Genomic DNA, 20073 nt, shown 5'->3' on the forward strand with positions numbered 1-20073 from the left:
GGCTTCAGGGCTCGGCGTGCGCCGCCGTCTCGGCGGGCTTGGGCTTGCGGCCGATGCACAGCGTCATCAGCGGCCCGGTCATCGCGGTGGTGGCCAGCGCCATCACCAGCAGCATCGTGAAGAGCTCGGGGCCGATCAGGCCGACGTCCAGGCCGATCTTGATGACGATGAGCTCCATCAGCCCGCGCGCGTTCATGAGCGAGCCGGTGGCCAGGCTGTCGCGCCAGCTGTAGCCGGCGATGCGCGCGCCGGCCGCGCCGCCCGCGATCTTGCCCACGGTGGCCACGCCCACGATCAGCAGCATCGCGCCCAGGCTGGCGCCCGAGAACGCGTTGGCCGTGGTGCCCAGCCCCGCGAGCGCGAAGAACAGCGGCATCAGCACCACGATGGAAATCGGCTCGATGCGCTCGCTCAGCGAGCGCAGCAGGCGGTCGTCGCGCGGCAGGCAGGCGCCGAACAGGAAGGCGCCGAACACCGCGTGCAGGTGCAGCCATTCGGTCAGCAGCGCCGTGACCAGCAGGCCGATCATGAGCGCGGCCATGAGCGTGGTCGACGGCTCGCCGTCGGGTGCCTTCACGCGCAGCAGCCAAGCAAAGGCCGGCTTCAGCCCGAGGAACAGCACCGTGAGCATCACCACCACGCCGACCGTGATCTTGATCAGGCCCGCGTAGCCGTCGCTGGTGCCCACCAGCGCGACCACGAAGGCCAGCAGGATCCACGCGAACACGTCGACCACCGCCGCCGCGCTCAGCGAGAGCTGGCCGAAGGGCGTGCGCGTCATGCCGCGGTCTTTCAGGATGCGCGCCATCACCGGGAAGGCCGTGATCGACAGCGCCGCCGCCATGAACAGCGCGAAGGGCCAGAAGCCCACGCCGGCCGGCGCGAGCGTGGGGTGCAGTGCCGGCGAGATCGCCAGGCCCAGCACCAGCGGCACCAGCACGCTGAGCACGCCCACCGCGCCGGCCGCCTGCAGCTGCGCGCGCATGTTGCGCGTGGCCCGCAGCTCCAGGCCCACCACGAACATGAACAGCACCAGCCCCACCGTCGCCAGCGACGACAGCCCCTGCAGCGACTCCTTGGCGAACAGCTGCACGTGCAGCGACGGGAACAGCAGGCCCATGACCGCCGGCCCGAGCATCAGCCCCGCCGCCATCTCCCCCACCACGCTCGGCTGCCCCACATGGCGCAGCACCCAGCCGCACAGGCGTGCGGTGGTGAGGATGACGACGAGTTGCAGCAGGAGGGTGGTGACGGACATGGGCGGAACGGTCGTGAGGCCTGGGGAAAAAACTCGCCCGATGTTAGTTCGGCGCGCCCGGCTCGATCCAGATGTGCAACGCGGCGCGGGGGCCGTTGGAGACGTGGGCGGCGCGCAGGTGAGCCCAGACGCCTCAAGGCCGTGCTAGAAATCCGAATGCGCATGATCCAAAACTCAGCCACTTCAGCCTCATGAACGCTCCTCTGTTCGCCGATCTGGCCGCCTGGATCGATGCCGTCTTGTCTGCGCCGCTGCCTGAAGGCATCGCCGCTTTTCACTTCAACCTCTACGACAGTTCGACGACCTACGACCTCGAACTCGTGGGTGCTCCAACCTACGACCCGGAAGATTCCGACTGGGCGTGCGACGACATCTTCATGTCCTCATCGCCACGTTTCGAGATCGCGAGCGAAGCGGTGGGGCCAGACTGGGAGGCAGGCCTGCAGGCCATCTCGCAGATGATTCTTCGCTACCTGGACGCCGCGTCTGCGGGCGCTTCGCGCCTGAAGGCTGCTCGCGCGGTCTCTCTGGGATTCGTAGATGGCGACCTGCACCTCGTCTGGCGTGCCGAGTGAGGCGTTGACCGGCAGACGCTCGCTTCAGCCCTCTTCTCCGAGGCCGCCTCCTCCGCGCTGCGCTATTCCTGCTTTTCGGTCCGCATCAGCCGCAGCCCGTTCGCCACCACCAGCAGGCTCGCGCCCATGTCGGCAAACACCGCCATCCACATGGTCGCGCTGCCGAACACCGCGAGCACGAAGAACACGCCCTTGATGCCGAGTGCGAGGGTGATGTTCTGCCACAGCACGGCATGCGAGCGGCGCGACAGGCGGATGGTCTCGGGGATGCGGCGCAGGTCGTCGTTCATGATGACCACGTCGGCCGCTTCCATCGCGGTGTCGGTGCCGGCGCCGCCCATGGCGAAGCCGATGTCGGCCCTAGCGAGCGCGGGGGCGTCGTTGATGCCGTCGCCGGTCATCGCGACGGCGCCGTAGCGCTGCTGCATCGCCTGGATGGCATCGAGCTTCTCTTCGGGCAGCAGGTTGCCGCGCACGTCGTCGATGCCGGCATGCGCACCGATGGTCTTCGCGGTGGCGGTGTTGTCGCCGGTGAGCATGACGGGCGTCACGCCCAGCGCGCGCAGCTCGGCCACGGCGGCTTGCGACGAGGGCTTGATGGTGTCGGCCACTGCGAACAGCGCCAGCACCGAGGTGTCCGAAGCAAGCAGCGTCACCGTGCGGCCGGCTTCTTCGTGCCGCTTCAGCTCGGCTTCCAGTGCCGGGGAGCACAGGCCGCGCTCCTCGATCAGCCGGTGGTTGCCCAGCACGTAGGTCTGGCCGGCGTGCGTGGCCTGCACGCCGCGTCCGGGCAGCGCGGTGAAGTCACCGACTTCTTCGACCGCCCCACCCAGGCCCTGGGCGATGGCCTTCGACACCGGGTGGTCGGAACGGCCTGCGATGTTGGCGGCCAGCGCGTACACCGCGCCTTCATCGCCACCGGCCTTGTCGATCAGCACCGACTCGACCAGCTTGGGCTTGCCTTCGGTGATGGTGCCGGTCTTGTCGAGCGCCACGGCCTTGAGCTTGCGCGCCTCTTCGAGGTAGGTGCCGCCCTTGATGAGGATGCCGCGCCGCGCGGCCGAGGCCAGCGCGCTCACGACCGTCACGGGCGTGGAGATGACCAGCGCGCACGGGCAGGCGATGACCAGCAGCACCAGCGCCTTGTAGACGGCCTGCACCCAGGTCCAGCCCAGCAGCCACGGCGTGAGCACCGCGATGGCCAGCGCCAGCACGAACACGGTGGGCGTGTAGATGGCGGCGAACTTGTCGACGAAGCGCTGCGTGGGCGCGCGCGAACCCTGCGCTTCTTCCACCGCGTGGATGATGCGCGCGAGCGTGGTGTTGGCCGCCACGGCCGTCACGCGGAACACCAGTGCGCCGGTCTGGTTGATGGTGCCGGCAAACACCGCGTCGCCCGCAGCCTTGTCGACCGGAATGCTCTCGCCCGTGACCGGCGCCTGGTCGATGGCGCTGGTGCCTTCGAGCACCACGCCGTCCAGCGGCACGCGCTCACCGGGGCGGATGCGGGCGACGGCGTCGAGCGCCACCGCGTCGGCGCGCACGGTCTGCCAGCTGCCGTCGGGCTGCCGCACCTCGGCCTGTTCGGGCGCGAGCGCCAGGAGGCTCTGGATGGCGTTGCGCGCGCGGTCGACGGCGCGGGCCTCGATGAGCTCGGCGATGGCGTACAGCGCCATCACCATCGCGGCCTCGGGCCACTGGCCGATGATGAAGGCGCCCGTGACGGCGACGGCCATCAGCGCATTGATGTTGAGGCGCCCGCGCACCAGCGCGGCGAAGCCCTTCTTGTAGGTGTCCAGGCCGGCCAGCGCGATGGCCGCGAGCGCGAGCCCCATCTCGGCGGCCATGAAGCCCACGCCGTCGAGCGCCAGGAAGGACACGGTTTCAGCCGCGATGGCCAGCACCAGCGCGGCCACGAGGCGCGCCAGGCCGGTCGACATGCCGGCAAAGCGCGCGGGCTCGGCCTTCTGCCCCGTCGACGATGCCACCGGCTCGGGCTTGAAGCCGGCCTGGCGGATGGCTTCGAGCGCGGCGGGCAGCGCACCGTCTTCGGTGGTGAGGGCCAGCGTGCGTTCGCTCAGGCGAAAGCGCAGGGCCTTCACGCCCGCGACGGGCTCGAGGGCGCGGCGGATCTCGGACTCTTCCACCGCGCAGTCCATGGTGGGAATGCGAAACAGCACGGCGCCCTTCGGCAGGTCGGCCGGCTCGGCCGACGCCGGGGCACTGCCGCACACCGCGCTGCCGCAGCAGGCCGTTGCCGGCGCGGCGGGGGCGTGATCGTGGGCATGGTCGTGCCCGTGGTCATGTCCGTGGCTGTGCCCGTGGTCGTGAGCGTGGTCATGCGGCGCAGCGCGCGGCACCGGCTGATTCAGGGTGTTCTGATTCGTCATGCATTCATTGGAAACCCTGAAGCAGGTGTAGAGTCAACCGTTGATTGCCACTTCCTTGAGATGCCGCATCATGAAAATCGGTGAACTGGCCAAGGCCACGAACACGCCGGTCGAAACCATCCGGTACTACGAGCGCGAACAGCTGCTGCCCGCGCCCGCGCGCACCGACGGCAACTACCGCATCTACGACGACGAGCATGCCCAGCGCCTGGGCTTCATCCGCCGCTGCCGCTCGCTGGACATGACGCTCGACGAGATCCGCAGCCTGCTGAAATTCCGCGATGCGCCGCAGGACGACTGCGGCGAAGTGAACCAGCTGCTGGACGACCACATCGGCCACGTGGCCTCGCGCATCGCCGAGCTGAAGACGCTCGAAAAGCAGCTGAAGGCCTTGCGCCTGCAGTGCGGCGGCCCCGAATCGGCCAGCGCCTGCGGCATCCTGCAGGAGCTGGACACCGCCGCGCTCGCCCCCGAGACCTTCGGCCAGCATGCGGGGCACGTGCACGGCACGCTGCACGCGCCGGGCAAGCGGGCCGGCTGATCGGCGCTCTTGTCTACTTGCCGATCAGCTGCGTCAGCTTGTCGGCCTCGAACGACTCGCCGCGCGCCGCGTCGCCCGGCACGCAGTCCTTGGTGCCCGGCTGCGCCGACAGCTTCTCGATGGCCTGCCACAGGAGCGCGATCTGGTGCTCCTGGCTCGAGGCGTTGTCGATCAGGCCGCGCATGGCCTGGCTCAGCGGGTCGTCGTCCTGCGTGATGCCGTAGGCCGAGAACTTCTGCGGCGCGGCCACGTCGGCGCTCTCGCCCTCTTTCGACGGAATGATGCGCGCCGGAATGCCCACCGCGGTCGCCCCGGCCGGCACCGGCTTGATGACCACCGCGTTGGAGCCGATCTTGGCGCCGTCGCCCACGACGAAGCCGCCCAGCACCTTGGCGCCCGCGCTCACCACCACGTTCTTTCCCAGCGTCGGGTGGCGCTTGGTGCCCTTGTAGAGCGAGGTGCCGCCCAAGGTCACGCCCTGGTAGATGGTGCAGCCGTCGCCGATCTCGGCGGTTTCGCCGACCACCACGCCCATGGCGTGGTCGAAGAACACGCGTTCGCCGATCTTGGCGGCCGGGTGGATCTCGATGCCCGTGAATGCGCGCGCGCAGTGCGCGATGAAGCGGGCCGGCCACTTGAAACCGTGGGTCCAACAGGCGTGCGCCCAGCGGTGCAGCACCACGGCATGGAAGCCGGGGTAGACCGTGATCACTTCCCAGGCGCTGCGGGCGGCCGGGTCGCGTTCGAGGATGCACCGGATGTCGGCGCGCAGTCGAGAGAACATCGCTGCCTTTGTTGTCGTTATATCGATAGGGGCCGGGCAGTCTAAAGCCGGGCGTCTTCGCTTACGCGCGATGGGGTTTTGTGACGGTTCAGCTGTCGCGCGGCGGCCGGGTCGCGTCGCTCATGGCCTTGGCGATGCCGCGCAGGATGTGGATTTCCTCGGGCGTGGGCTGCGCGCGATTGAACAACTGCTGCAACCGCGGCATGAGCTTCTTGGGCGCCGCCGGGTCGAGAAAGCCTATGTCCACCAGCGAGCGTTCCCAGTGGTCGAGCATGCCGGCCACGGCCTGCGCGTCGGCCGCCTGCACCGGCGCGATGGCCTCGCGCACACCGTAGCCGCCCAGCGCCAGGCGCCATTCGTAGGCCACCACCTGGATCGCCGCGCCCAGGTTGAGCGAGCCGAACTTCGGGTCTGTCGGGATGCTCAGGGCCACGTTGCAGCGGTAGACGTCCTCGTTGCGCATGCCGAAGCGCTCGGAGCCGAACAGGAAGGCCACATGCTGGTCGCCCTGCGTGCCCAGCGGCTCCAGGTGCTCGCGCGGCGTGCGCGTGGGCGGACCGAAGTCGCGCGGGATCATGGCCGTGGCGCACAGGTGGGTCACGCCGTCGAGGGCTTCATCGAGCGTTTCGACGATGCGGGCGTTGTTCAGCACGTCCAGGGCGCCGCTGGCGCGCTGGATGGTTTCCTCGCGCCGCAGCACGTTGGCCCAGCGCGGCGTCACCAGCACCAGGTCGTCGAAACCCATGGTCTTCATGGCGCGGGCGGCGGCGCCCACATTGCCGGCGTGGCTGGTCTGGATGAGGATGAAACGGGTGCGCATGACGGGTGGGGAAGACACAAACGGGCTGAGCCGGTAAAATGCCCGATTCTCGCCGCCCGCATCGCCGGACCGCAGGGTCGCCCAGATTGCATTCTTGGGGACCTCTCCCACCCGTTCTTCTCACAATCCAGAATGTCGTCCCCCAACCTGCATCCCATGCTCAATGTGGCCGTCAAGGCCGCACGCGCCGCCGGCGCCATCATCAATCGCGCCGCCCTCGACGTCGAGGCCGTGCGCATCTCCCAGAAGCAGGTCAACGACTTCGTCACCGAAGTCGATCACGCCAGCGAAAAGGTCATCATCGAGACCTTGCTGGGCGCATACCCGGGGCACGGCATCCTGGCCGAAGAATCGGGCACCGAATACGGCGCCAAGGACTCCGAATTCGTCTGGATCATCGATCCGCTCGACGGCACCACCAACTTCATCCACGGCTTCCCGGTCTACTGCGTGTCGATCGCGCTGTCGGTGCGCGGCAAGATCGAGCAGGCGGTCGTCTTCGACCCCTCGCGCAACGACCTGTTCACGGCCACCAAGGGCCGCGGCGCCTACATGAACGAGCGCCGCATCCGCGTGTCCAAGCGCGTGAAGCTCAGCGAGTGCCTCATTTCCACCGGCTTCCCGTTCCGCACCGGCGACAACTTCAAGCAGTACCTGGCCATCATGGCGGACATGATGCCCCGCATGGCCGGCCTGCGCCGCCCCGGCGCCGCCGCGCTCGACCTGGCCTACGTGGCCGCCGGCTTCACCGACGGCTTCTTCGAGACCGGCCTGAACCCCTGGGACGTGGCGGCCGGCTCGCTGCTGGTGACCGAGGCCGGTGGCCTCATCGGCAACTTCACGGGCGAGCCCGAGTTCCTCGACCAGCGCGAATGCCTGGCCGGCGCCCCGCGCGTGTACGGCCAGCTGGTGCCGCTGCTCGCCAAGTACTCCAAGTTCGCCAACGTGGACGACAAGCTGCGCGCCAGCGACCGCGTGCGCGCCGTCTCGGCCTCGACCAGGTCGAGCCCCGCCGACGCCTCGGTCGACCTGTACGCCCGCAGCACCGTGACCGAAGCCACGGCCGCCCCGCTCGACGGCAGCGCCGAGACCCCGGCCGCCGCAGCCCCCGCCGCGCCGGCCGCCCCGCGCAAGCTCACCCGCATCAAGCGCGAGGCGCCCGCCGAGGGCGACGCCTCCGCCAAGTGATGACGGGGCCGGGCGCCGCCTCGCGGGTTCGCGCGGCGTTGCGCATTGCGCTGAGCCACTACGTCGCGAGCGGGCTCACCGTCGCGCTCGGCCTGCTCGTGATCTCGGGCGGGGTGCACCTGTGGCTGAGCACCCTGGCCGCCTCGGCCGCCGCCACCGGCGTGATCGTCACGGCGCCGCCCGACCTGCCCGGCCCGCGCCGCGGCAAGTTTTTGCAGATGCTGCCGGCGCCGCTCATCGGCCTGCCGCTGTTCTTCGCGGTGCAGATGCTGCACGGCGCACCGATCCGCCTCGGGCTGCTGCTGGTGCCCGCCACCTTCATGGCCTTCGTGGCCATGGCCTGGGGCAAGCGCGGCATTCCCATCGCCATCGCGGTGATGTTCTCGATGGTCTTCTCCATGGCCACGCCCGCGCCCGCCGGGCTGTCGGACGCCATCGCGCGCACCACCGAATTCGGCCTGGGCGCCGGCCTGTACGTGGTGTGGGCCACGCTGGCCAACCTGCTGCTCAACGGGCGCTTTCGCACCCAGTCGATCGCCGACGTGCTGTTTTCGCTGGCCGCGCTCATGCGCACCGAGGCCAGCCAGTTCACGCCGCAGGACGAGACCCGCGACATCCGCGACACCCCCGCCTCGCTGCTGGGCCAGCTGCTGCGTGAGCAGGCCGCGCTGGCCGACCAGCTGCAGGCCACGCGCGACATCGTGCTCGAGTCGCCGCGCACGCCGCGCCGCCAGCGCCTGGCCGGCATGCTCGTCATCGTGCTCGAGATGCGCGACCAGCTGCTCGCCAGCGAACTTGATCTCGACGCCCTGCGCGCCCATCCGTCGCACGCGCAGGCGCTGGTCGAGATGCGCCGCATCCTCGAAGAGCTGGCCGACGAAACGACCGGCCTGGCCGATGCGCTGCTCATGCGCCGCCACCCCGCCGCCGTGGCCGACCGCCGGCCGCGCCTGGCCGCGATCCACGTGACGGCGGACGACGAAGACACGCACGGCCAGATGGGCCCGTCGGCCGCGATGCTCGCGCGCGGGCTGGCCAGCCGCATCGGCCACATCAACGACGAGGTGCTGCGCCTGGCGGCCATGGCGCGCGGCGACGCCGAGCCCAACCTGGCCGTGGTGCGCGCCAACTGGCAGCTCTTCGTGAGCCCGACCGACTGGTCGCTGCGCCCCTTCCTCGCGCTGTGGCGCTGGGACGCGCCGCCGCTGCGCCACGCGATTCGCGCGGCGCTGGCCATCGCGGCCGGCTACGGCATCGCCGTGTCGATGCCCTGGGGGTCGCACGACTACTGGATCTTGCTGACCATCGTGGTCGTGCTGCGCGGCAGCCTCTCGCAGACCCTGGAGCGGCGCAACAGCCGCGTCGCCGGCACGTTGCTGGGCTGCGTGCTCGCGGTGGGCCTGCTGTCGGCGCATCCCTCGCCGCTGATGCTGCTCGTGACCGTGACCATCGCGCAGGCCATTGCCCACAGCTTCGCGGTGCGGCGCTACCTCGTCACCGCCGTGGCCGCCACCGTGCTGGGCCTGCTGCAGGCCCACATGCTGAACACCGGCACCGCGCCCATCTTCGCGCTGTTCGAGCGCATCGCCGACACGCTCATCGGCGCCGCGCTGGCCTGGGGCTTCTGCTACGTGCTGCCCTCGTGGGAGCGCACGCAGATTCCGGCGCTGGTGGCGCGCGTGCTCACCGCGCAGGCACGCCATGCGCGGCTCGCGCTCGGCCTGGGCCAGCTGCAGGCCATCCAGAGCAGCCCCGAGCTCGAATGGCGGCTCGCGCGCCGCGAGGCCTACGACAGCCTCTCGGCGCTCGTGCAGGCCACGCAGCGTTCGCTCTCCGAACCGCGCGCCGTGCAGCCGCCGCTCGAACCGCTCGAGCATCTGCAGGCCCACAGCTACCAGCTGCTCGCGCAGCTCAGCGCGGTGAAGTCGATGCTCGTGCTGCGGCGCGACCGCCTCACGCCGGGCGACATCGAAGGCCCGCTCGTGCGCACCGCGCAACGCATCGAGGCCGCCCTGGGAACCATTCCGATCGCGGGGCCCTCTCACCCCGAGAGCACGGGGGCCACCACCGTCGGCGGCCCCATTCCACTGCCTGACCCGTTCGACAACGACATCAGCCCCTGGCTGGTGCGCCGGCTCGACCTGGCCACGGCGCTCGCCACGCAGCTGCGCGACGACGCAGCGCGCATTCTTCAACCACTGAACGACAACACCCCAGAAGCAAAGACCACCCCCGCCTGATGACCCAAGAGCTCCTCGCACACCCCTGGTTCGGCACCTGGATTGCCGCCCTGATCGCCGCGCCCCTCGCCCTTCTCGCCCACCGCATCGGGGGCATGGTCCTCAGGCGGATCACCCGCCCGGCGCCCGCCGTGCATGCGATGGTGCTCAACTGCACCGCCCCCGCGCGGCTGGTGCTGCCGCTGGCGGCGCTCATGATGGTGTGGCAGGCGGCGCCGGACGACCTGCGCTTCATCGGCAGCGTGCGGCATCTCACGGGGCTGCTCCTCATCGCGGCCAGCACCTGGTTCGTGCTCAAGGCCATCAGCGGTTTTGCCGACGGCGTGCTCGCGCAGCACCCTTCGGACATCTCCGACAACCTGCAGGCGCGCCGCGTGCTCACGCAGACCCGCGTGCTCGCGCGCACCGCCATGTCCGTCGTCGTCGTGGCCGGCGGCGCCATGATGCTCATGACCTTCCCCGGCGCGCGCCAGGTCGGCGCCAGCCTGCTGGCCTCGGCCGGCGTGATCGGCATCGTGGCGGGCCTGGCGGCCAAGCCCGTCTTCAGCAACCTCATCGCCGGCCTGCAGATCGCGCTGTCGCAGCCAATCCGCATCGACGACGTGCTCGTGGTCGAAGGCGAATGGGGCCGGGTCGAGGAAATCACCGGCACCTTCGTGGTCGTGCGCATCTGGGACGACCGGCGCCTGATCCTGCCGCTCACCTACTTCATCGAGAAGCCGTTCCAGAACTGGACCCGCCATTCGGCCGAACTGCTCGGCTCGGTTTTCTTCTACCTGGACTACGGCACGCCGCTGGCGCCGCTGCGCGCCGAGGTCGAGCGCCTCGTGAAGGCCGCGCCCGAGTGGGACGGCCGCTTCTTCAACCTGCGCGTGACCGACGCCACCGAACGCACCATGCAGGTCCGCGTGCTCTGCACCGCCGCCACCTCCGGCCTCGCCTTCGACCTGCGCTGCTACGTGCGCGAAGGCGTCATCGACTTCATGCAGCGCGAGTACCCGCAGTTCCTGCCGAAGATGCGCTTCGAAGGCAATGATCCGGCGATGGGGCAGCCGCCGGTGATGCAGGGCGCGACGGCGGGCTGAAGCTCCCGCCGCCGTCTTCTTTCTTCTCCCCTACCGCGCAAGCGCCGCCGCAGGCAACACCATCGGCGCCCCCAGCCGCGAGGCGCGCTCCCAGCCCGGTTGCGACTGCGCGCGCTCCAGCTCGGCCATCACCTCCGCGCGTGTGCGGGGTTGCGTGGCCTTCACGGGGATCGGTGCGCCCCAGCGCAGCACGCCGGCCCACTCGGGGCTTTGCTGCGCGGCGCGCAGTTCGGCCACCACCTGGGCGTCGGTCTTGCCCGGGCCGGCGTTTTCGGGGTGCTCCTTGATGCCGGCTTCGGTCGCCGCGAAATGCGCGGGCCCCTCGACGTGCTGCTGGCTGGTTTGTGCGCCAGCCACCAGCGGGAGCGCTGCGGCGGCCATCGCCGCCAGCGCAAAGGCCATCTTCCTGTTCGTCATGTGTCATCTCCTTCGTTGAACGCCGAAGAGGACCACCCGCTTCGGCGATGGCGGTTTTGCTTCGCCATGCCGACACGCTAGGAATTCGGACCGTCGCCGCGCGAACGGTTCAATTACAAAAACGACAGGATGAAGACCAATTCATCCATTCTCTGCAAGGGGCAAGCGGATCTTTCCAATTCGTAACCCGGCTGCACGGAAAACGTAATTGAAAAAGGCGGCTTCGGTCTTTTCCTGTCGCAATCGATCGATATGATTTGCCCAGACGCATGAACCATGCGGAAGGCAGAAGAAATCAATTGAAGGTATTTCCGCACGCCGAACCGGAGCTCCAACGCGGTGCGTGGGAGCGATGAATTTCATATTCAATTCAAGGGCAACAATGAAAAGACAATTCCTCACGGCCGCCGCACTGTTCGGTGTCGGGTTCGCCAATGCGCAGTCTTCCGTCACGCTGTTCGGCGTGGTGGACACGGGCATCAGCAATTACTCGTCGAAATCGCAGGACATGAACGGCGCCACGCTGTTCAACCCGTTCTACGTAAACCAGGGCACGCGCACCGCGAGCCAGACCGCGCTGAGCTCGGGCGGCTACTCCACGAGCCGGCTGGGTTTTCGGGGCACCGAAGACCTGGGCGGTGGGCTCGCGGCCAGCTTCTGGCTCGAGGCGCCGATCAGCCCCGACGACGGCAAGACCGGCATCACCACCTTCCAGCGCCGTTCCACGGTCAGCCTGTCGGGCGGTTTCGGTGAACTTCGCCTGGGCCGCGACTACGTGCCCACGGCCTGGAACGACATCGTGTTCGACCCCTTCGGCATCGTCGGCGTGGGCCGCAGCCTGATCTTCACCGCCGCCAACACGAACGCCGGCGGCGGCTCGGGCGGCTTCGGCGGCGACCTCAATTACAACCGCGCCAGCAATTCAATCGGCTATTTCCTGCCGAAGAACCTCGGCGGCTTTTATGGCCAATTCATGTACGCGCTGCATGAAAACACCAAATACGACCCCGGCACGGCCACGCCGCCCGGCGTCAATGCGGCGGGCGCGCTCAATTCGGGTAATTCGGCCGCATCGCGCGCGGGACGTTACCTGGGCGGGCGTGTCGGTTATGCCAATGGCCCGTTCGACGTGGCCGTGTCGTACGGCAACAGCACGGCGGCCGACAATTTCTATGCAGGCACCACCGACAACGTCAAGACCTTCAATCTCGGCAGCTCCTACGATTTCGGCGTGGTCAAGCTGTTCGGCGAATTGTCTCGAATCAAGAAAACGCGCGATTACGCCGTCACGCCGCTGGCCGGCGGCGTGCCGGACGTCGACCTCACGGGCTACCTGATCGGCGTGACCGCGCCGGTCGGCCCGGGCCTGATCCGCGCCTCGTACTCGCAGGTCAAGTACGACCTCAACACCGTCAACCTGCCGTTCACGCCGTCAGTCGCCGACCCCAAGGCCAACAAGCTGGCCATCGGCTACATCCACAACCTGTCCAAGCGCACCGCCCTGTACGCCACCGTCGCGCGCATCAGCAACAAGAACGGCGCGGCGCTCACGGTCGGCGGCCCCGCCTTCGTGAACACCGGGGTGTTCGTGCCCAAGACCTCGACGGGCTACGACGTCGGGTTGCGCCACTCGTTCTGATCAGGGAAGACTGTCACGCGCAAAGAAGCAAGCAAGTGAGTGAATGACCGCGGGCGGCCCTGCGCCCGCGGATGTTCCGTTTCTCCAGGAGCCCGTCAGGCGGGTCCATTCGGTCCGCCTTTGTGCGGACCATTTTTTTGGGGCGAGAGAAGCGCGCCTCAGTCAGGCACGGTGCCCGCCGGCGCCGCCACCGCGCGCGCCGCGATCGGCACCGACATCACGATCGAGGTGCGCGTTTCGCCCAGGTGGTTGATGCTGCTCACGAAGGCTTCGAGGTGCTCGATGTCGCGCGCGACCACCTTCAGCACGTACGAGTCCTGCCCCGTGACGTGAAAGCATTCGAGCACTTCGCGCCGGCTGCCGAGCAGCTTCAGCAGCCGGGCCTTGTCGGGTTGCGCGGTGGTGATGCCGACCAGCGCGGTGACGGTGTAGCCCGCCTTGCGCGGCGGCACCACGGCGCGGTAGCCCTCGATGACGCCGGCTTCTTCGAGGCGCTTCACGCGCTCGGAGGTGGAGGGCACCGACAGCGCCACCTGCCGCGCCAGCGCCGTGAGCGAGGTGCGCGCGTCCTGCTGCAGCACGTCGAGGATCTGCCAGTTCTTGGCGTCGATTTCCATGGATTTCAGGCCCGATTGAGAATTTCGCTTCCGATTTCAGGCAAGGCATGCCGTGCGCCTGAATTTCGCCATTCTCGCCATGCAGGCCTCGCCGAACAATCGATGGCATGGACTTCCCTCTCTTTCTCAAGGCCCTCGTCATCGGGCTCTCGATCGCCGCACCCGTCGGCCCCATCGGTCTGCTGTGCATCCAGCGCACGCTCGCGCATGGCCGCACGATCGGTTTTCTCAGCGGCCTCGGTGCCGCGCTGGCCGATGCCTGCTACGGCGCGATCGGTGCCTTCGGCGTGTCGGCCGTGGTGTCGACGATGGTGGCTGCGCGCGTGCCGCTGGCGCTCGGCGGCGCGGCGTTTCTCGCGTGGATGGGCGTGCAGTTGCTGCGCGCGCCGGCGGCACGCAGGCCCGCGCCGCGGAAGACGCGGCCACGCCACTGAAGGCGCTGTTGTCGGTGTTCGCGCTCACGCTGGCCAACCCGATGACGATCCTGTCGTTCGTCGCGGTGTTCGCTTCGCTCGGCAGCGGCCACGTGGGCAGCGGCAGCGGTGCGGCGCTCACGATGGTGGCTGGGGTGTTCCTCGGCTCGGCGCTGTGGTGGCTCGGGCTGTCGAGCATCGTGTCGATGGTGCGGCACAAGCTCGGCGCGCGCGTGCTGCAGGGCATCAACAAGCTGTCGGGCGCGTTGCTGCTGGGCTTTGCGGTGTTTCAGCTGTCGACGCTGTTGTCGCGTTGACGAATCAACTGGCCGGCTTGCGGCGCGCGGGCTTGCGCGCCCCCAGCGCGCTCGCCAGCGCCTTCGTCGCCCACTCGCGCAAGGCATGCGGGTCTTCGAGCGCGTCGACCGGCGCCTCGTAGTAGCTCGCGACCTTCACGGTCGAGGCGCTGGTCGCGTACGAGAACGGCACCGCGCCCAGTCGCTCGAATTCCGGCCGGGTGGCGTCGTCCACGCGCAGGTACAGCGTGCCCTTCATCACGAAGGCGAACTGCACGCCGGCCTGCACGAGGCCGAAGCCGCCGAAGAAGCGCTTGACCTCGATGGGGCCCATCGCGCCGAGCGACTCGGCCAGCTCGAGCGCTCGCCCGTGCGAACGCTCGGCACCGCCGGCGGCGGCCGCACCTTTGGCGCGGCTCAAACGACCGCCTTGCGCCGCGCGTCGGTCACGGGCGCGCCGCCATGCACTTCGAGCAAACGCAGCAGCGCCTCGGAGCTGTGGGCCTTGGCCCAGTCGCGTTCGGAATCGTTGATGCCGACGAGGTGCAGGAAGTCGAAACGGCCCGAATCGAGCTGCGCCGTCGCGGGGTAGTGCTTCGGCTCCATCAGCATCACATGGCGCAGGGCCACGGTGCCCTTCTCGCGGATCGCTTCGCCGACGGGAATGCGGTCGCCGTAGTCGAAGGGCTGTTTGTCTTCGCCGAAGTGCGAGTGCGCGAGCAGCACGTTGTAGGCGAGCAGGCGGCGCAGCAGCTTGATGGCCCACTGGTCCTGCGGCTGCGACGGCACTTCGATGACCAGCTCGGAGCCGATCCACGAATAGTCTTCCGGGTCGTAGTCGGCGGGCTCGGTCTCCCAGGGCGTGGAGCCGCCCGAGGTCACGTACAGCCAGGTGTTGCGCACGGGCGTGGGCGCGAATTCGAACACGCCCAGGTGCAGCCAGCGCGGATCGATGTCCTCGGCGCCCAGCGCCTTGAAGTCGTCGAAGTCCAGCACGTAGATGCCGGTGCGCTCGGGGCCGAACAGGCGCGGGTAGAGCGTCTCTTCGCGGTAGGCCCACACGTCTTCCATGGAACTCATCGGCGCATCCTCCTCGTTGGAACGAGGGCATTCTCGTCGCTCAACGTGACCGCTGCATACGCCGCAGGGCGGGCCATTCGAGGTTGGTGAAGGCGCGCAGCACCCACTCCACCGGGCCGTACGCAAAGCGTGCCAGCCACCAGCGGCTGACCAACATCTGCGCGCCGAAGATGCCGAAGGCGACCATCAGGCTCATGAACGGCCCGAGCTCGCCGATGAGCCGCAGCCCATACGCCAAAAAGAGCCACGCGCACACCGCCGACTGCAGCAGGTAGTTCGACAGCGCCATGCGCCCCGCCGGTGCGAGCGCCTGCGCCAGCCAGCCGCCCCAGCGCGACTGGAACAGCAGCATCATCGCGCCCACGTACGTCGCCGTGAGCAGCGGCGAGGTGAAGACGCCGACCGCCAGGCCGAGCACGTCCCAGCGCGAGCCCGGCACGACCGACGCGGTCCACGCATACACGGCCGCGCCCGGCAGCCCCAGCACCAGCCCGGGCACCAGCAGGCGCTTGAACAGCGGACGGTAGCGGTCGGCCCGCGCGAACAGGTTGCGGCGGCCCTCGATGACGCCCGCGAAGAACATCGCCAGCGCCATCGGCGCCTGCACCAGCCCGAGCACGATCCACACCTGCGACAGCTCGCGCAGGTGCTGGCGGATGACCGTCGCCGCCGTGCCGCGGTAGGCCGCGAGTGCAGAGGCCGCGTCGGCCCTCGCGGTTCGAAGAACGTCTTCGGTCGCCGGCCCACCCAGCATCGCGAGCATGCCGATGGCGCCCCACACCATCGCGGTCGCCAGCACCAGCCGCAGCGCCCAGCGCGCGAGCACCGCGTCGCTCTGGTGGCGCAGCGCCAGCAGCACGGCGCCGAGCACCGCGTAGGTCGTGAGGATGTCGCCATGGAACAGCAGCACCGCATGCAGCGCGCCGATGCACCACAGCGCCACCAGCCGGCGCGCCAGGCGCGGCACGAAGGGCTTGCCGCTGCGCTGCGCCGACTGCATCTGCAGCGTGAAGCTGTAGCCGAACAGGAACGAGAACAGCAGGTAGAACTTGGTCTCGAACAGGAAGGCGACGGCAAAGGCCGCCACGCGGTCCAGCCCCGAACGCATCATCGGGTCGGGCAACGGCTGGCCGTAGTACGGCGAGGCAAAGGCCGCGATGTTCACGACCAGGATGCCCAGCAGCGCAAAGCCGCGCAATGCATCGACGAGCGATTGGCGCTCGACTGCCACAGGGGTCGGGTTCATGCGCCCCGCCCCGGCTTCGCGAGAAAGCGGCCCACCACGCGCCGCAGCATCGGTGCCTCGCGCGCCGGGTCGAAGCCCGTGTCGAGCGCCAGGCGCGAGAACACGCCGTCGATGAGCGCGGCGATCCAGTTGGCCGATTGCACGGGGTCGAGCTCGGGGTCGATCTGCCCACGTGCCGCCGCCTTGCGCAGCAGGGCCGCAAGGCCGTCGCGCATTTCGGTGTCGCCCGCGGCCACGCTGGCGCAGACCACCGGGTTGCGCAGGGTCTCGGCCGCCACCTCCAGCGCCAGCCGCGAGTAGCTGCGGTCGGAGGCGAAGACCATCACCACGTCGAGGAACGACAGCACCACCTCCAGCGGGTCGGACGGGTCGTCGTCGATCGCGGCGAAGTACGCGGCCGTGTCGCGCCACTCCTCTTCGGCCAGGGCCTCGATGATCGCGTTCTTGCTGGGGAAGTAATGAAAGAGGTTGCCGGGGCTCATGCCCGCGGCGGCGCAGATCTCGGCGGTGGTGGCGGCATGAAAGCCGCGCCGCGCAAAGCAGTCGCCCGCGGCCTCCAGGATCTGGCGGCGCTTGGCCTGCTGGCGTTCGGGGTCAACTTTGCGCACGGTGGTTCTCGCGGAATTCGGTCATGCCCGAATTATTAGACCGAGCGCTCGATCTATTCTGAAGGAACCCTGAAGAAACCCTTCAGGCAGCGCGCGTGGCGGCAATGCCCCGGATGGTGTCCAGCAGCAGGCGCGCGCCCTCGCCCGTCTCGGCGCCGCGCCGCACGGTCACGCCCACCGGGCCTTCGGTGCTTGCCGTGTCGATGGCCACGCGCTGGAGTTCGCCGCGCGCCACGAAGCCTTCCACCGCGCCCTGCGGCGCAAACCACACCGCGTCGGAGCGCTGCAGCAGGCCCACCGCAAAGCTGGTGTCGGTCGCCTCCACCAGCCGCGCCGGCAGCGCCAGCCCCTGCGCGATGAGGAAGGCGTCGGCCGTGTGCCGGATCAGCGTGCCCGACACCGGCAGCACCAGCGGATAAGCGGCCAGCGCGTCGAGCGTGGGCTTGCGCCGCGACGCCAGCGGGTGGCCGGGGCGCACCACCAGCAGCAGCACCTCGCTGTACAGCTGCTCGAAGGCCAGATCGGCCATGGCCGAGGCCTGCGCCAGCCGGCCCAGCACGAGGTCGATTTCGCCCTGGCGCAGCTGCGTCATGAGCTGCGCGTTGGTGCCGCTCACCACGCGCACGCGCATCGCCGGGTGCGCCGCATGCAGCCGCGCGACCGCCTCGGGCAGCAGGTGCGCCGCCATGTTGGGCAAGGCGCCGACCGCCACGCGCAGCTGGTCGGCCTCGGGCTGGTCCATCGCCAGGCCCAGGCCCTCGCGCAGGCCGCGCAGCGCCGACACGGCATGGCGCACCAGCACCTCGGCGGCCGGCGTGAGCTCCACGCCGCGGCGCCGGCGCAGCAGCAACTGGCGGCCCACGATCTCTTCAAGTTCGGCCACCGTCTTCGACACCGCCGGCTGCGTGAGCGACAGCGCCTCGGCCGCGCGCACCAGGTTGCGCTCCTGCGCCACCATGACGAGGCATTGCAGGTGGCGCATCTTCAGGCGCTCAAAGTTCATGGCTGACATGCGGTTCTCCTCGAAGCCGGTGGGGCGACGCGCTTTCAAATATAACCATAGGGAATAGCTGGCGGAAGAGACTTCAGTTGTGCCGCGCCGCGCAGCCTTCTAGAGTGCCGTGGATACGGAGACAGACACAGCAGCCATGACCACGATTTTTTCCTCGAAGCCTTCCTCTTCCTTTGGCGCGCGCCGCCGCCTCACGCTCGCTGCCGCCTGCGCCGCGCTGGCCCTCGGCTTCGCCGCCCCGGCCGCGCAGGCCCAGGCGAACTACCCCGCCAAGCCCGTGAAGTTCCTCGTCAACTTCCCGGCCGGCGGCCCCATCGACATCCTCGGGCGCGCGCTGGCCGACGCGCTGCAGAAAGACCTGAAGCAGCCCTTCGTGGTCGACAACCGCCCCGGCGCGGGCGGCAACATCGGCGCCGACGCCGTGGCCAAGAGCCCGGCCGACGGCTACACCGTGCTGCTGGGCATCGACAGCACCTTCACCGTCAACCCGCACCTGTACGCGTCGATGCCCTTTGCGGCCAAGGACCTCAAGCCGCTGATGATCTTCAGCTCGTCGGGCCTGAGCTTCACCACCGCCGCCTCGGTGAAGGCGAAGACGCTGCCCGACTTCATCGCGCAGGCCAAGGCCGAGCCCGCCACCTTCAGCTCGGCCGGCAACGGCAGCCCGGGCCACATTGCCGCCGAGATCTTCGCGAGCGCCACGGGCGCGAAGATCGTGCACGTGCCCTACAAGGGCAACGCCCCGGCCGTGATGGCCATGCTCGGCAACGAGGTGCAGGCCGGCATCGTCGCCACGCCCGGCGTGCTGCCGCAGATCCAGGGCGGCAAGCTGCGCGCCCTGGCCGTCACCGACCGCCAGCGCGCACCGCTGCTGCCCGAGGTGCCCACCGTGGGCGAGCTGGGCCTGAAAGACCTGGAGTTCGAAGTGCTCTACCTCGCCATGGTGCCGGCCGCCACGCCCGAGCCCGTGATGCAGACCCTGCGCCAGGCGCTGTACAAGGCGATGGCCCTGCCCGAACTCAAGGCCCGCCTGGCCTCGCTCGACATGGTGCCGCTGGCCGAAACCGATGCGGCCGCCACCGCGCGCCTGGCCACGGCGCAGGCGCGCTACGGCCGCATCGTCAAGGCGACCGGGATGAAGGTGGACTGACGGCCTTGCCGCTGCGCGCCGTGCTGTTCTTCTTGCCGTTGCCTGCAGCAGCTGCCGCAGCCGCCGCCGCGTGGCGCCCCCGGTCGGCCTTGGGCAGCACCGCCTGCGCCACCATGGTTTCGGCGTGCGCCTGCAGCCGGTGCAGCGCGTCGTCGAAGCGCGCGGCATCGTCTGCGTCGAGCGTGCCCATCAGCTCGGCGTTGATGCGCGTCACCAGCGGAAAGAGTTCGTCGTACAGCGCCTGCCCCGTCGCCGTGAGGCCCAGCCGCACCTGCCGCCGGTCGCCCGCCAGCGCCGTGCGCGACACCAGCCGCTTGGCCACCAGCGAGCCCACCGCCTTCGAGGTGCGCGCCCGGTCCAGCTGCGCATGCTCGGCCAGCTGCGACGAGCCCAGCTCGCCCCGGCTGGCCAGCACCGCGATCAGGCGCCACTCGCGCCGCGTGATGCCGAAGCGGCCCTCGCACAGCCGGATCACCATGCTGCCCGCCACCGCGAGCAGGCGCGACAGCCGGTACAGCAGCAGGTCGTCCAGCGGGCGGCGCGGCGGGGTGGCGGCGTCTTCGGCAGTCATGGGGCGGCGTCTCGAAAGGCCGGGTAAATCCGGGCGATGGTTGATTTGATCAATCGAATGTAGCGTCTCCAGAATCGTCCGCAGCCGCGGCCACCCGCCCCGGCCACGCACAGACCCTGCCGAACGCCGAACGAGACCCCGGA

22 protein-coding genes are annotated in these 20073 nt (G+C 69.4%); 9 read left to right on the forward strand and 13 right to left on the reverse strand.

The genetic code is table 11. The features are described from left to right. Positions 1-4: 4 nt before the first annotated feature. Complete coding sequence (locus tag FFI97_RS02525) at positions 5-1258, reverse strand: cation:proton antiporter (protein ID WP_139706890.1); 1254 nt, start codon at positions 1256-1258, stop codon at positions 5-7. Between the two features lie 191 nt (positions 1259-1449). Between FFI97_RS02525 and FFI97_RS02530 the strand changes: the two genes are divergently transcribed. Beyond that, positions 1450-1833, forward strand: a complete 384-nt coding sequence (locus FFI97_RS02530; RefSeq protein WP_139706892.1) for a hypothetical protein — start codon at positions 1450-1452, stop codon at positions 1831-1833. 62 nt (positions 1834-1895) lie between these two features. Here FFI97_RS02530 and FFI97_RS02535 read toward each other — a convergent pair whose 3' ends face one another. After that, entirely contained in the window at positions 1896-4223 is a 2328-nt protein-coding gene (locus tag FFI97_RS02535; RefSeq protein ID WP_139706893.1) for a heavy metal translocating P-type ATPase, read from the reverse strand. A gap of 70 nt (positions 4224-4293) precedes the next feature. On the opposite strand from FFI97_RS02535, the gene cadR reads away from it, so the two are divergent. Further along, positions 4294-4764, forward strand: a complete 471-nt coding sequence (cadR, locus tag FFI97_RS02540) for a Cd(II)/Pb(II)-responsive transcriptional regulator (RefSeq protein WP_139706896.1) — start codon at positions 4294-4296, stop codon at positions 4762-4764. Positions 4765-4777: 13 nt separating this feature from the next. Here the strand turns inward: cadR and cysE are convergent, their stop codons facing one another. Together cysE and FFI97_RS02550 are read right to left on the reverse strand one after the other, a co-directional pair. Next, a complete protein-coding gene (gene cysE / locus FFI97_RS02545; RefSeq protein ID WP_223301446.1) occupies positions 4778-5569 on the reverse strand; it encodes a serine O-acetyltransferase in 792 nt (263 codons plus the stop codon). Between the two features lie 67 nt (positions 5570-5636). Beyond that, positions 5637-6368 carry an RNA methyltransferase gene (locus FFI97_RS02550; RefSeq protein ID WP_139706897.1) on the reverse strand — a complete coding sequence of 244 codons (732 nt, stop codon included), beginning with the start codon at positions 6366-6368 and terminating at the stop codon, positions 5637-5639. 132 nt (positions 6369-6500) lie between these two features. Between FFI97_RS02550 and FFI97_RS02555 the strand changes: the two genes are divergently transcribed. Genes FFI97_RS02555 through FFI97_RS02565 form a run of 3 tightly spaced genes read left to right on the forward strand, consistent with a single transcriptional unit; the run spans position 6501 to position 10881 of the window. After that, on the forward strand, positions 6501-7556 hold the full coding sequence (locus FFI97_RS02555; protein WP_139706900.1) for an inositol monophosphatase family protein: 1056 nt from the start codon (positions 6501-6503) through the stop codon (positions 7554-7556). Then, a complete protein-coding gene (locus FFI97_RS02560) occupies positions 7556-9796 on the forward strand; it encodes an FUSC family protein (protein ID WP_144004352.1) in 2241 nt (746 codons plus the stop codon). Before FFI97_RS02555 ends, FFI97_RS02560 begins: the two co-directional genes overlap by 1 nt. Next, positions 9796-10881 (forward strand): mechanosensitive ion channel family protein, encoded by a 1086-nt coding sequence (locus FFI97_RS02565; protein WP_139704520.1) that lies wholly within the window; start codon positions 9796-9798, stop codon positions 10879-10881. Before FFI97_RS02560 ends, FFI97_RS02565 begins: the two co-directional genes overlap by 1 nt. Positions 10882-10911: 30 nt before the next feature. On the opposite strand, the gene FFI97_RS02570 is transcribed toward FFI97_RS02565, so the two are convergent. Together FFI97_RS02570 and FFI97_RS33540 are read right to left on the reverse strand one after the other, a co-directional pair. Then, a complete protein-coding gene (locus FFI97_RS02570; protein WP_139704518.1) occupies positions 10912-11298 on the reverse strand; it encodes a DUF4148 domain-containing protein in 387 nt (128 codons plus the stop codon). 141 nt (positions 11299-11439) lie between these two features. Continuing rightward, positions 11440-11661: a hypothetical protein gene (locus FFI97_RS33540; protein ID WP_185993546.1), complete on the reverse strand. Its 222-nt coding sequence runs from the start codon at positions 11659-11661 to the stop codon at positions 11440-11442. A gap of 19 nt (positions 11662-11680) precedes the next feature. Here FFI97_RS33540 and FFI97_RS02575 point away from each other — a divergent pair, with 19 nt between their 5' ends. Then, positions 11681-12937, forward strand: a complete 1257-nt coding sequence (locus tag FFI97_RS02575) for a porin (protein WP_139704516.1) — start codon at positions 11681-11683, stop codon at positions 12935-12937. A gap of 158 nt (positions 12938-13095) precedes the next feature. Here FFI97_RS02575 and FFI97_RS02580 read toward each other — a convergent pair whose 3' ends face one another. Beyond that, entirely contained in the window at positions 13096-13554 is a 459-nt protein-coding gene (locus FFI97_RS02580) for an Lrp/AsnC family transcriptional regulator (RefSeq protein ID WP_062479155.1), read from the reverse strand. A 107-nt stretch (positions 13555-13661) separates the two neighbouring features. Here FFI97_RS02580 and FFI97_RS33840 point away from each other — a divergent pair, with 107 nt between their 5' ends. Together FFI97_RS33840 and FFI97_RS33845 are read left to right on the forward strand one after the other, a co-directional pair. Next, on the forward strand, positions 13662-13988 hold the full coding sequence (locus FFI97_RS33840) for a LysE family translocator (protein WP_260684882.1): 327 nt from the start codon (positions 13662-13664) through the stop codon (positions 13986-13988). Then, positions 13913-14284, forward strand: a complete 372-nt coding sequence (locus tag FFI97_RS33845) for a LysE family translocator (RefSeq protein WP_260684883.1) — start codon at positions 13913-13915, stop codon at positions 14282-14284. The genes FFI97_RS33840 and FFI97_RS33845 overlap by 76 nt, the downstream gene beginning before the upstream one ends. A gap of 4 nt (positions 14285-14288) precedes the next feature. Here FFI97_RS33845 and FFI97_RS02590 read toward each other — a convergent pair whose 3' ends face one another. The 5 genes from FFI97_RS02590 to pcaQ form a co-directional block, all read right to left on the reverse strand. Continuing rightward, a complete protein-coding gene (locus FFI97_RS02590; RefSeq protein WP_260684884.1) occupies positions 14289-14684 on the reverse strand; it encodes a TfoX/Sxy family protein in 396 nt (131 codons plus the stop codon). After that, positions 14681-15343, reverse strand: coding sequence for a suppressor of fused domain protein (locus FFI97_RS02595; protein WP_139704514.1), 663 nt, complete (start codon positions 15341-15343; stop codon positions 14681-14683). Before FFI97_RS02595 ends, FFI97_RS02590 begins: the two co-directional genes overlap by 4 nt. A gap of 40 nt (positions 15344-15383) precedes the next feature. Continuing rightward, complete coding sequence (locus FFI97_RS02600) at positions 15384-16589, reverse strand: DUF418 domain-containing protein (protein WP_139704512.1); 1206 nt, start codon at positions 16587-16589, stop codon at positions 15384-15386. Continuing rightward, positions 16586-17197 carry a TetR/AcrR family transcriptional regulator gene (locus FFI97_RS02605; protein WP_139704510.1) on the reverse strand — a complete coding sequence of 204 codons (612 nt, stop codon included), beginning with the start codon at positions 17195-17197 and terminating at the stop codon, positions 16586-16588. Before FFI97_RS02605 ends, FFI97_RS02600 begins: the two co-directional genes overlap by 4 nt. A gap of 82 nt (positions 17198-17279) precedes the next feature. Beyond that, on the reverse strand, positions 17280-18209 hold the full coding sequence (gene pcaQ / locus FFI97_RS02610) for a pca operon transcription factor PcaQ (RefSeq protein ID WP_139704508.1): 930 nt from the start codon (positions 18207-18209) through the stop codon (positions 17280-17282). Between the two features lie 136 nt (positions 18210-18345). On the opposite strand from pcaQ, the gene FFI97_RS02615 reads away from it, so the two are divergent. Next, positions 18346-19359 (forward strand): tripartite tricarboxylate transporter substrate binding protein, encoded by a 1014-nt coding sequence (locus FFI97_RS02615; protein WP_139704506.1) that lies wholly within the window; start codon positions 18346-18348, stop codon positions 19357-19359. Here FFI97_RS02615 and FFI97_RS02620 read toward each other — a convergent pair. Continuing rightward, positions 19331-19930: a MarR family winged helix-turn-helix transcriptional regulator gene (locus tag FFI97_RS02620; RefSeq protein WP_139704504.1), complete on the reverse strand. Its 600-nt coding sequence runs from the start codon at positions 19928-19930 to the stop codon at positions 19331-19333. The two genes, FFI97_RS02615 and FFI97_RS02620, sit on opposite strands and share 29 nt — an antisense overlap. Positions 19931-20073 lie beyond the last annotated feature (143 nt).

It is taken from the genome of Variovorax sp. KBS0712 (assembly GCF_006323185.2).
Classification (GTDB): domain Bacteria; phylum Pseudomonadota; class Gammaproteobacteria; order Burkholderiales; family Burkholderiaceae_C; genus Variovorax; species Variovorax boronicumulans.

Bases quoted from the DNA above. Each gene is read 5' to 3' on its own strand.
- FFI97_RS02525 (WP_139706890.1), bottom strand. From the start codon at position 1,258: ATGTCCGTCACCACCCTCCTGCTGCAACTCGTCGTCATCCTCACCACC.
- FFI97_RS02530 (WP_139706892.1), top strand. From the start codon at position 1,450: ATGAACGCTCCTCTGTTCGCCGATCTGGCCGCCTGGATCGATGCCGTC.
- FFI97_RS02535 (WP_139706893.1), bottom strand. From the start codon at position 4,223: ATGACGAATCAGAACACCCTGAATCAGCCGGTGCCGCGCGCTGCGCCG.
- cadR (WP_139706896.1), top strand. From the start codon at position 4,294: ATGAAAATCGGTGAACTGGCCAAGGCCACGAACACGCCGGTCGAAACC.
- FFI97_RS02550 (WP_139706897.1), bottom strand. From the start codon at position 6,368: ATGCGCACCCGTTTCATCCTCATCCAGACCAGCCACGCCGGCAATGTG.
- FFI97_RS02555 (WP_139706900.1), top strand. From the start codon at position 6,501: ATGTCGTCCCCCAACCTGCATCCCATGCTCAATGTGGCCGTCAAGGCC.
- FFI97_RS02560 (WP_144004352.1), top strand. From the start codon at position 7,556: ATGACGGGGCCGGGCGCCGCCTCGCGGGTTCGCGCGGCGTTGCGCATT.
- FFI97_RS02565 (WP_139704520.1), top strand. From the start codon at position 9,796: ATGACCCAAGAGCTCCTCGCACACCCCTGGTTCGGCACCTGGATTGCC.
- FFI97_RS02570 (WP_139704518.1), bottom strand. From the start codon at position 11,298: ATGACGAACAGGAAGATGGCCTTTGCGCTGGCGGCGATGGCCGCCGCA.
- FFI97_RS33540 (WP_185993546.1), bottom strand. From the start codon at position 11,661: ATGAAATTCATCGCTCCCACGCACCGCGTTGGAGCTCCGGTTCGGCGT.
- FFI97_RS02575 (WP_139704516.1), top strand. From the start codon at position 11,681: ATGAAAAGACAATTCCTCACGGCCGCCGCACTGTTCGGTGTCGGGTTC.
- FFI97_RS02580 (WP_062479155.1), bottom strand. From the start codon at position 13,554: ATGGAAATCGACGCCAAGAACTGGCAGATCCTCGACGTGCTGCAGCAG.
- FFI97_RS33840 (WP_260684882.1), top strand. From the start codon at position 13,662: ATGGACTTCCCTCTCTTTCTCAAGGCCCTCGTCATCGGGCTCTCGATC.
- FFI97_RS02595 (WP_139704514.1), bottom strand. From the start codon at position 15,343: ATGAGTTCCATGGAAGACGTGTGGGCCTACCGCGAAGAGACGCTCTAC.
- FFI97_RS02600 (WP_139704512.1), bottom strand. From the start codon at position 16,589: ATGAACCCGACCCCTGTGGCAGTCGAGCGCCAATCGCTCGTCGATGCA.
- pcaQ (WP_139704508.1), bottom strand. From the start codon at position 18,209: ATGTCAGCCATGAACTTTGAGCGCCTGAAGATGCGCCACCTGCAATGC.
- FFI97_RS02615 (WP_139704506.1), top strand. From the start codon at position 18,346: ATGACCACGATTTTTTCCTCGAAGCCTTCCTCTTCCTTTGGCGCGCGC.
- FFI97_RS02620 (WP_139704504.1), bottom strand. From the start codon at position 19,930: ATGACTGCCGAAGACGCCGCCACCCCGCCGCGCCGCCCGCTGGACGAC.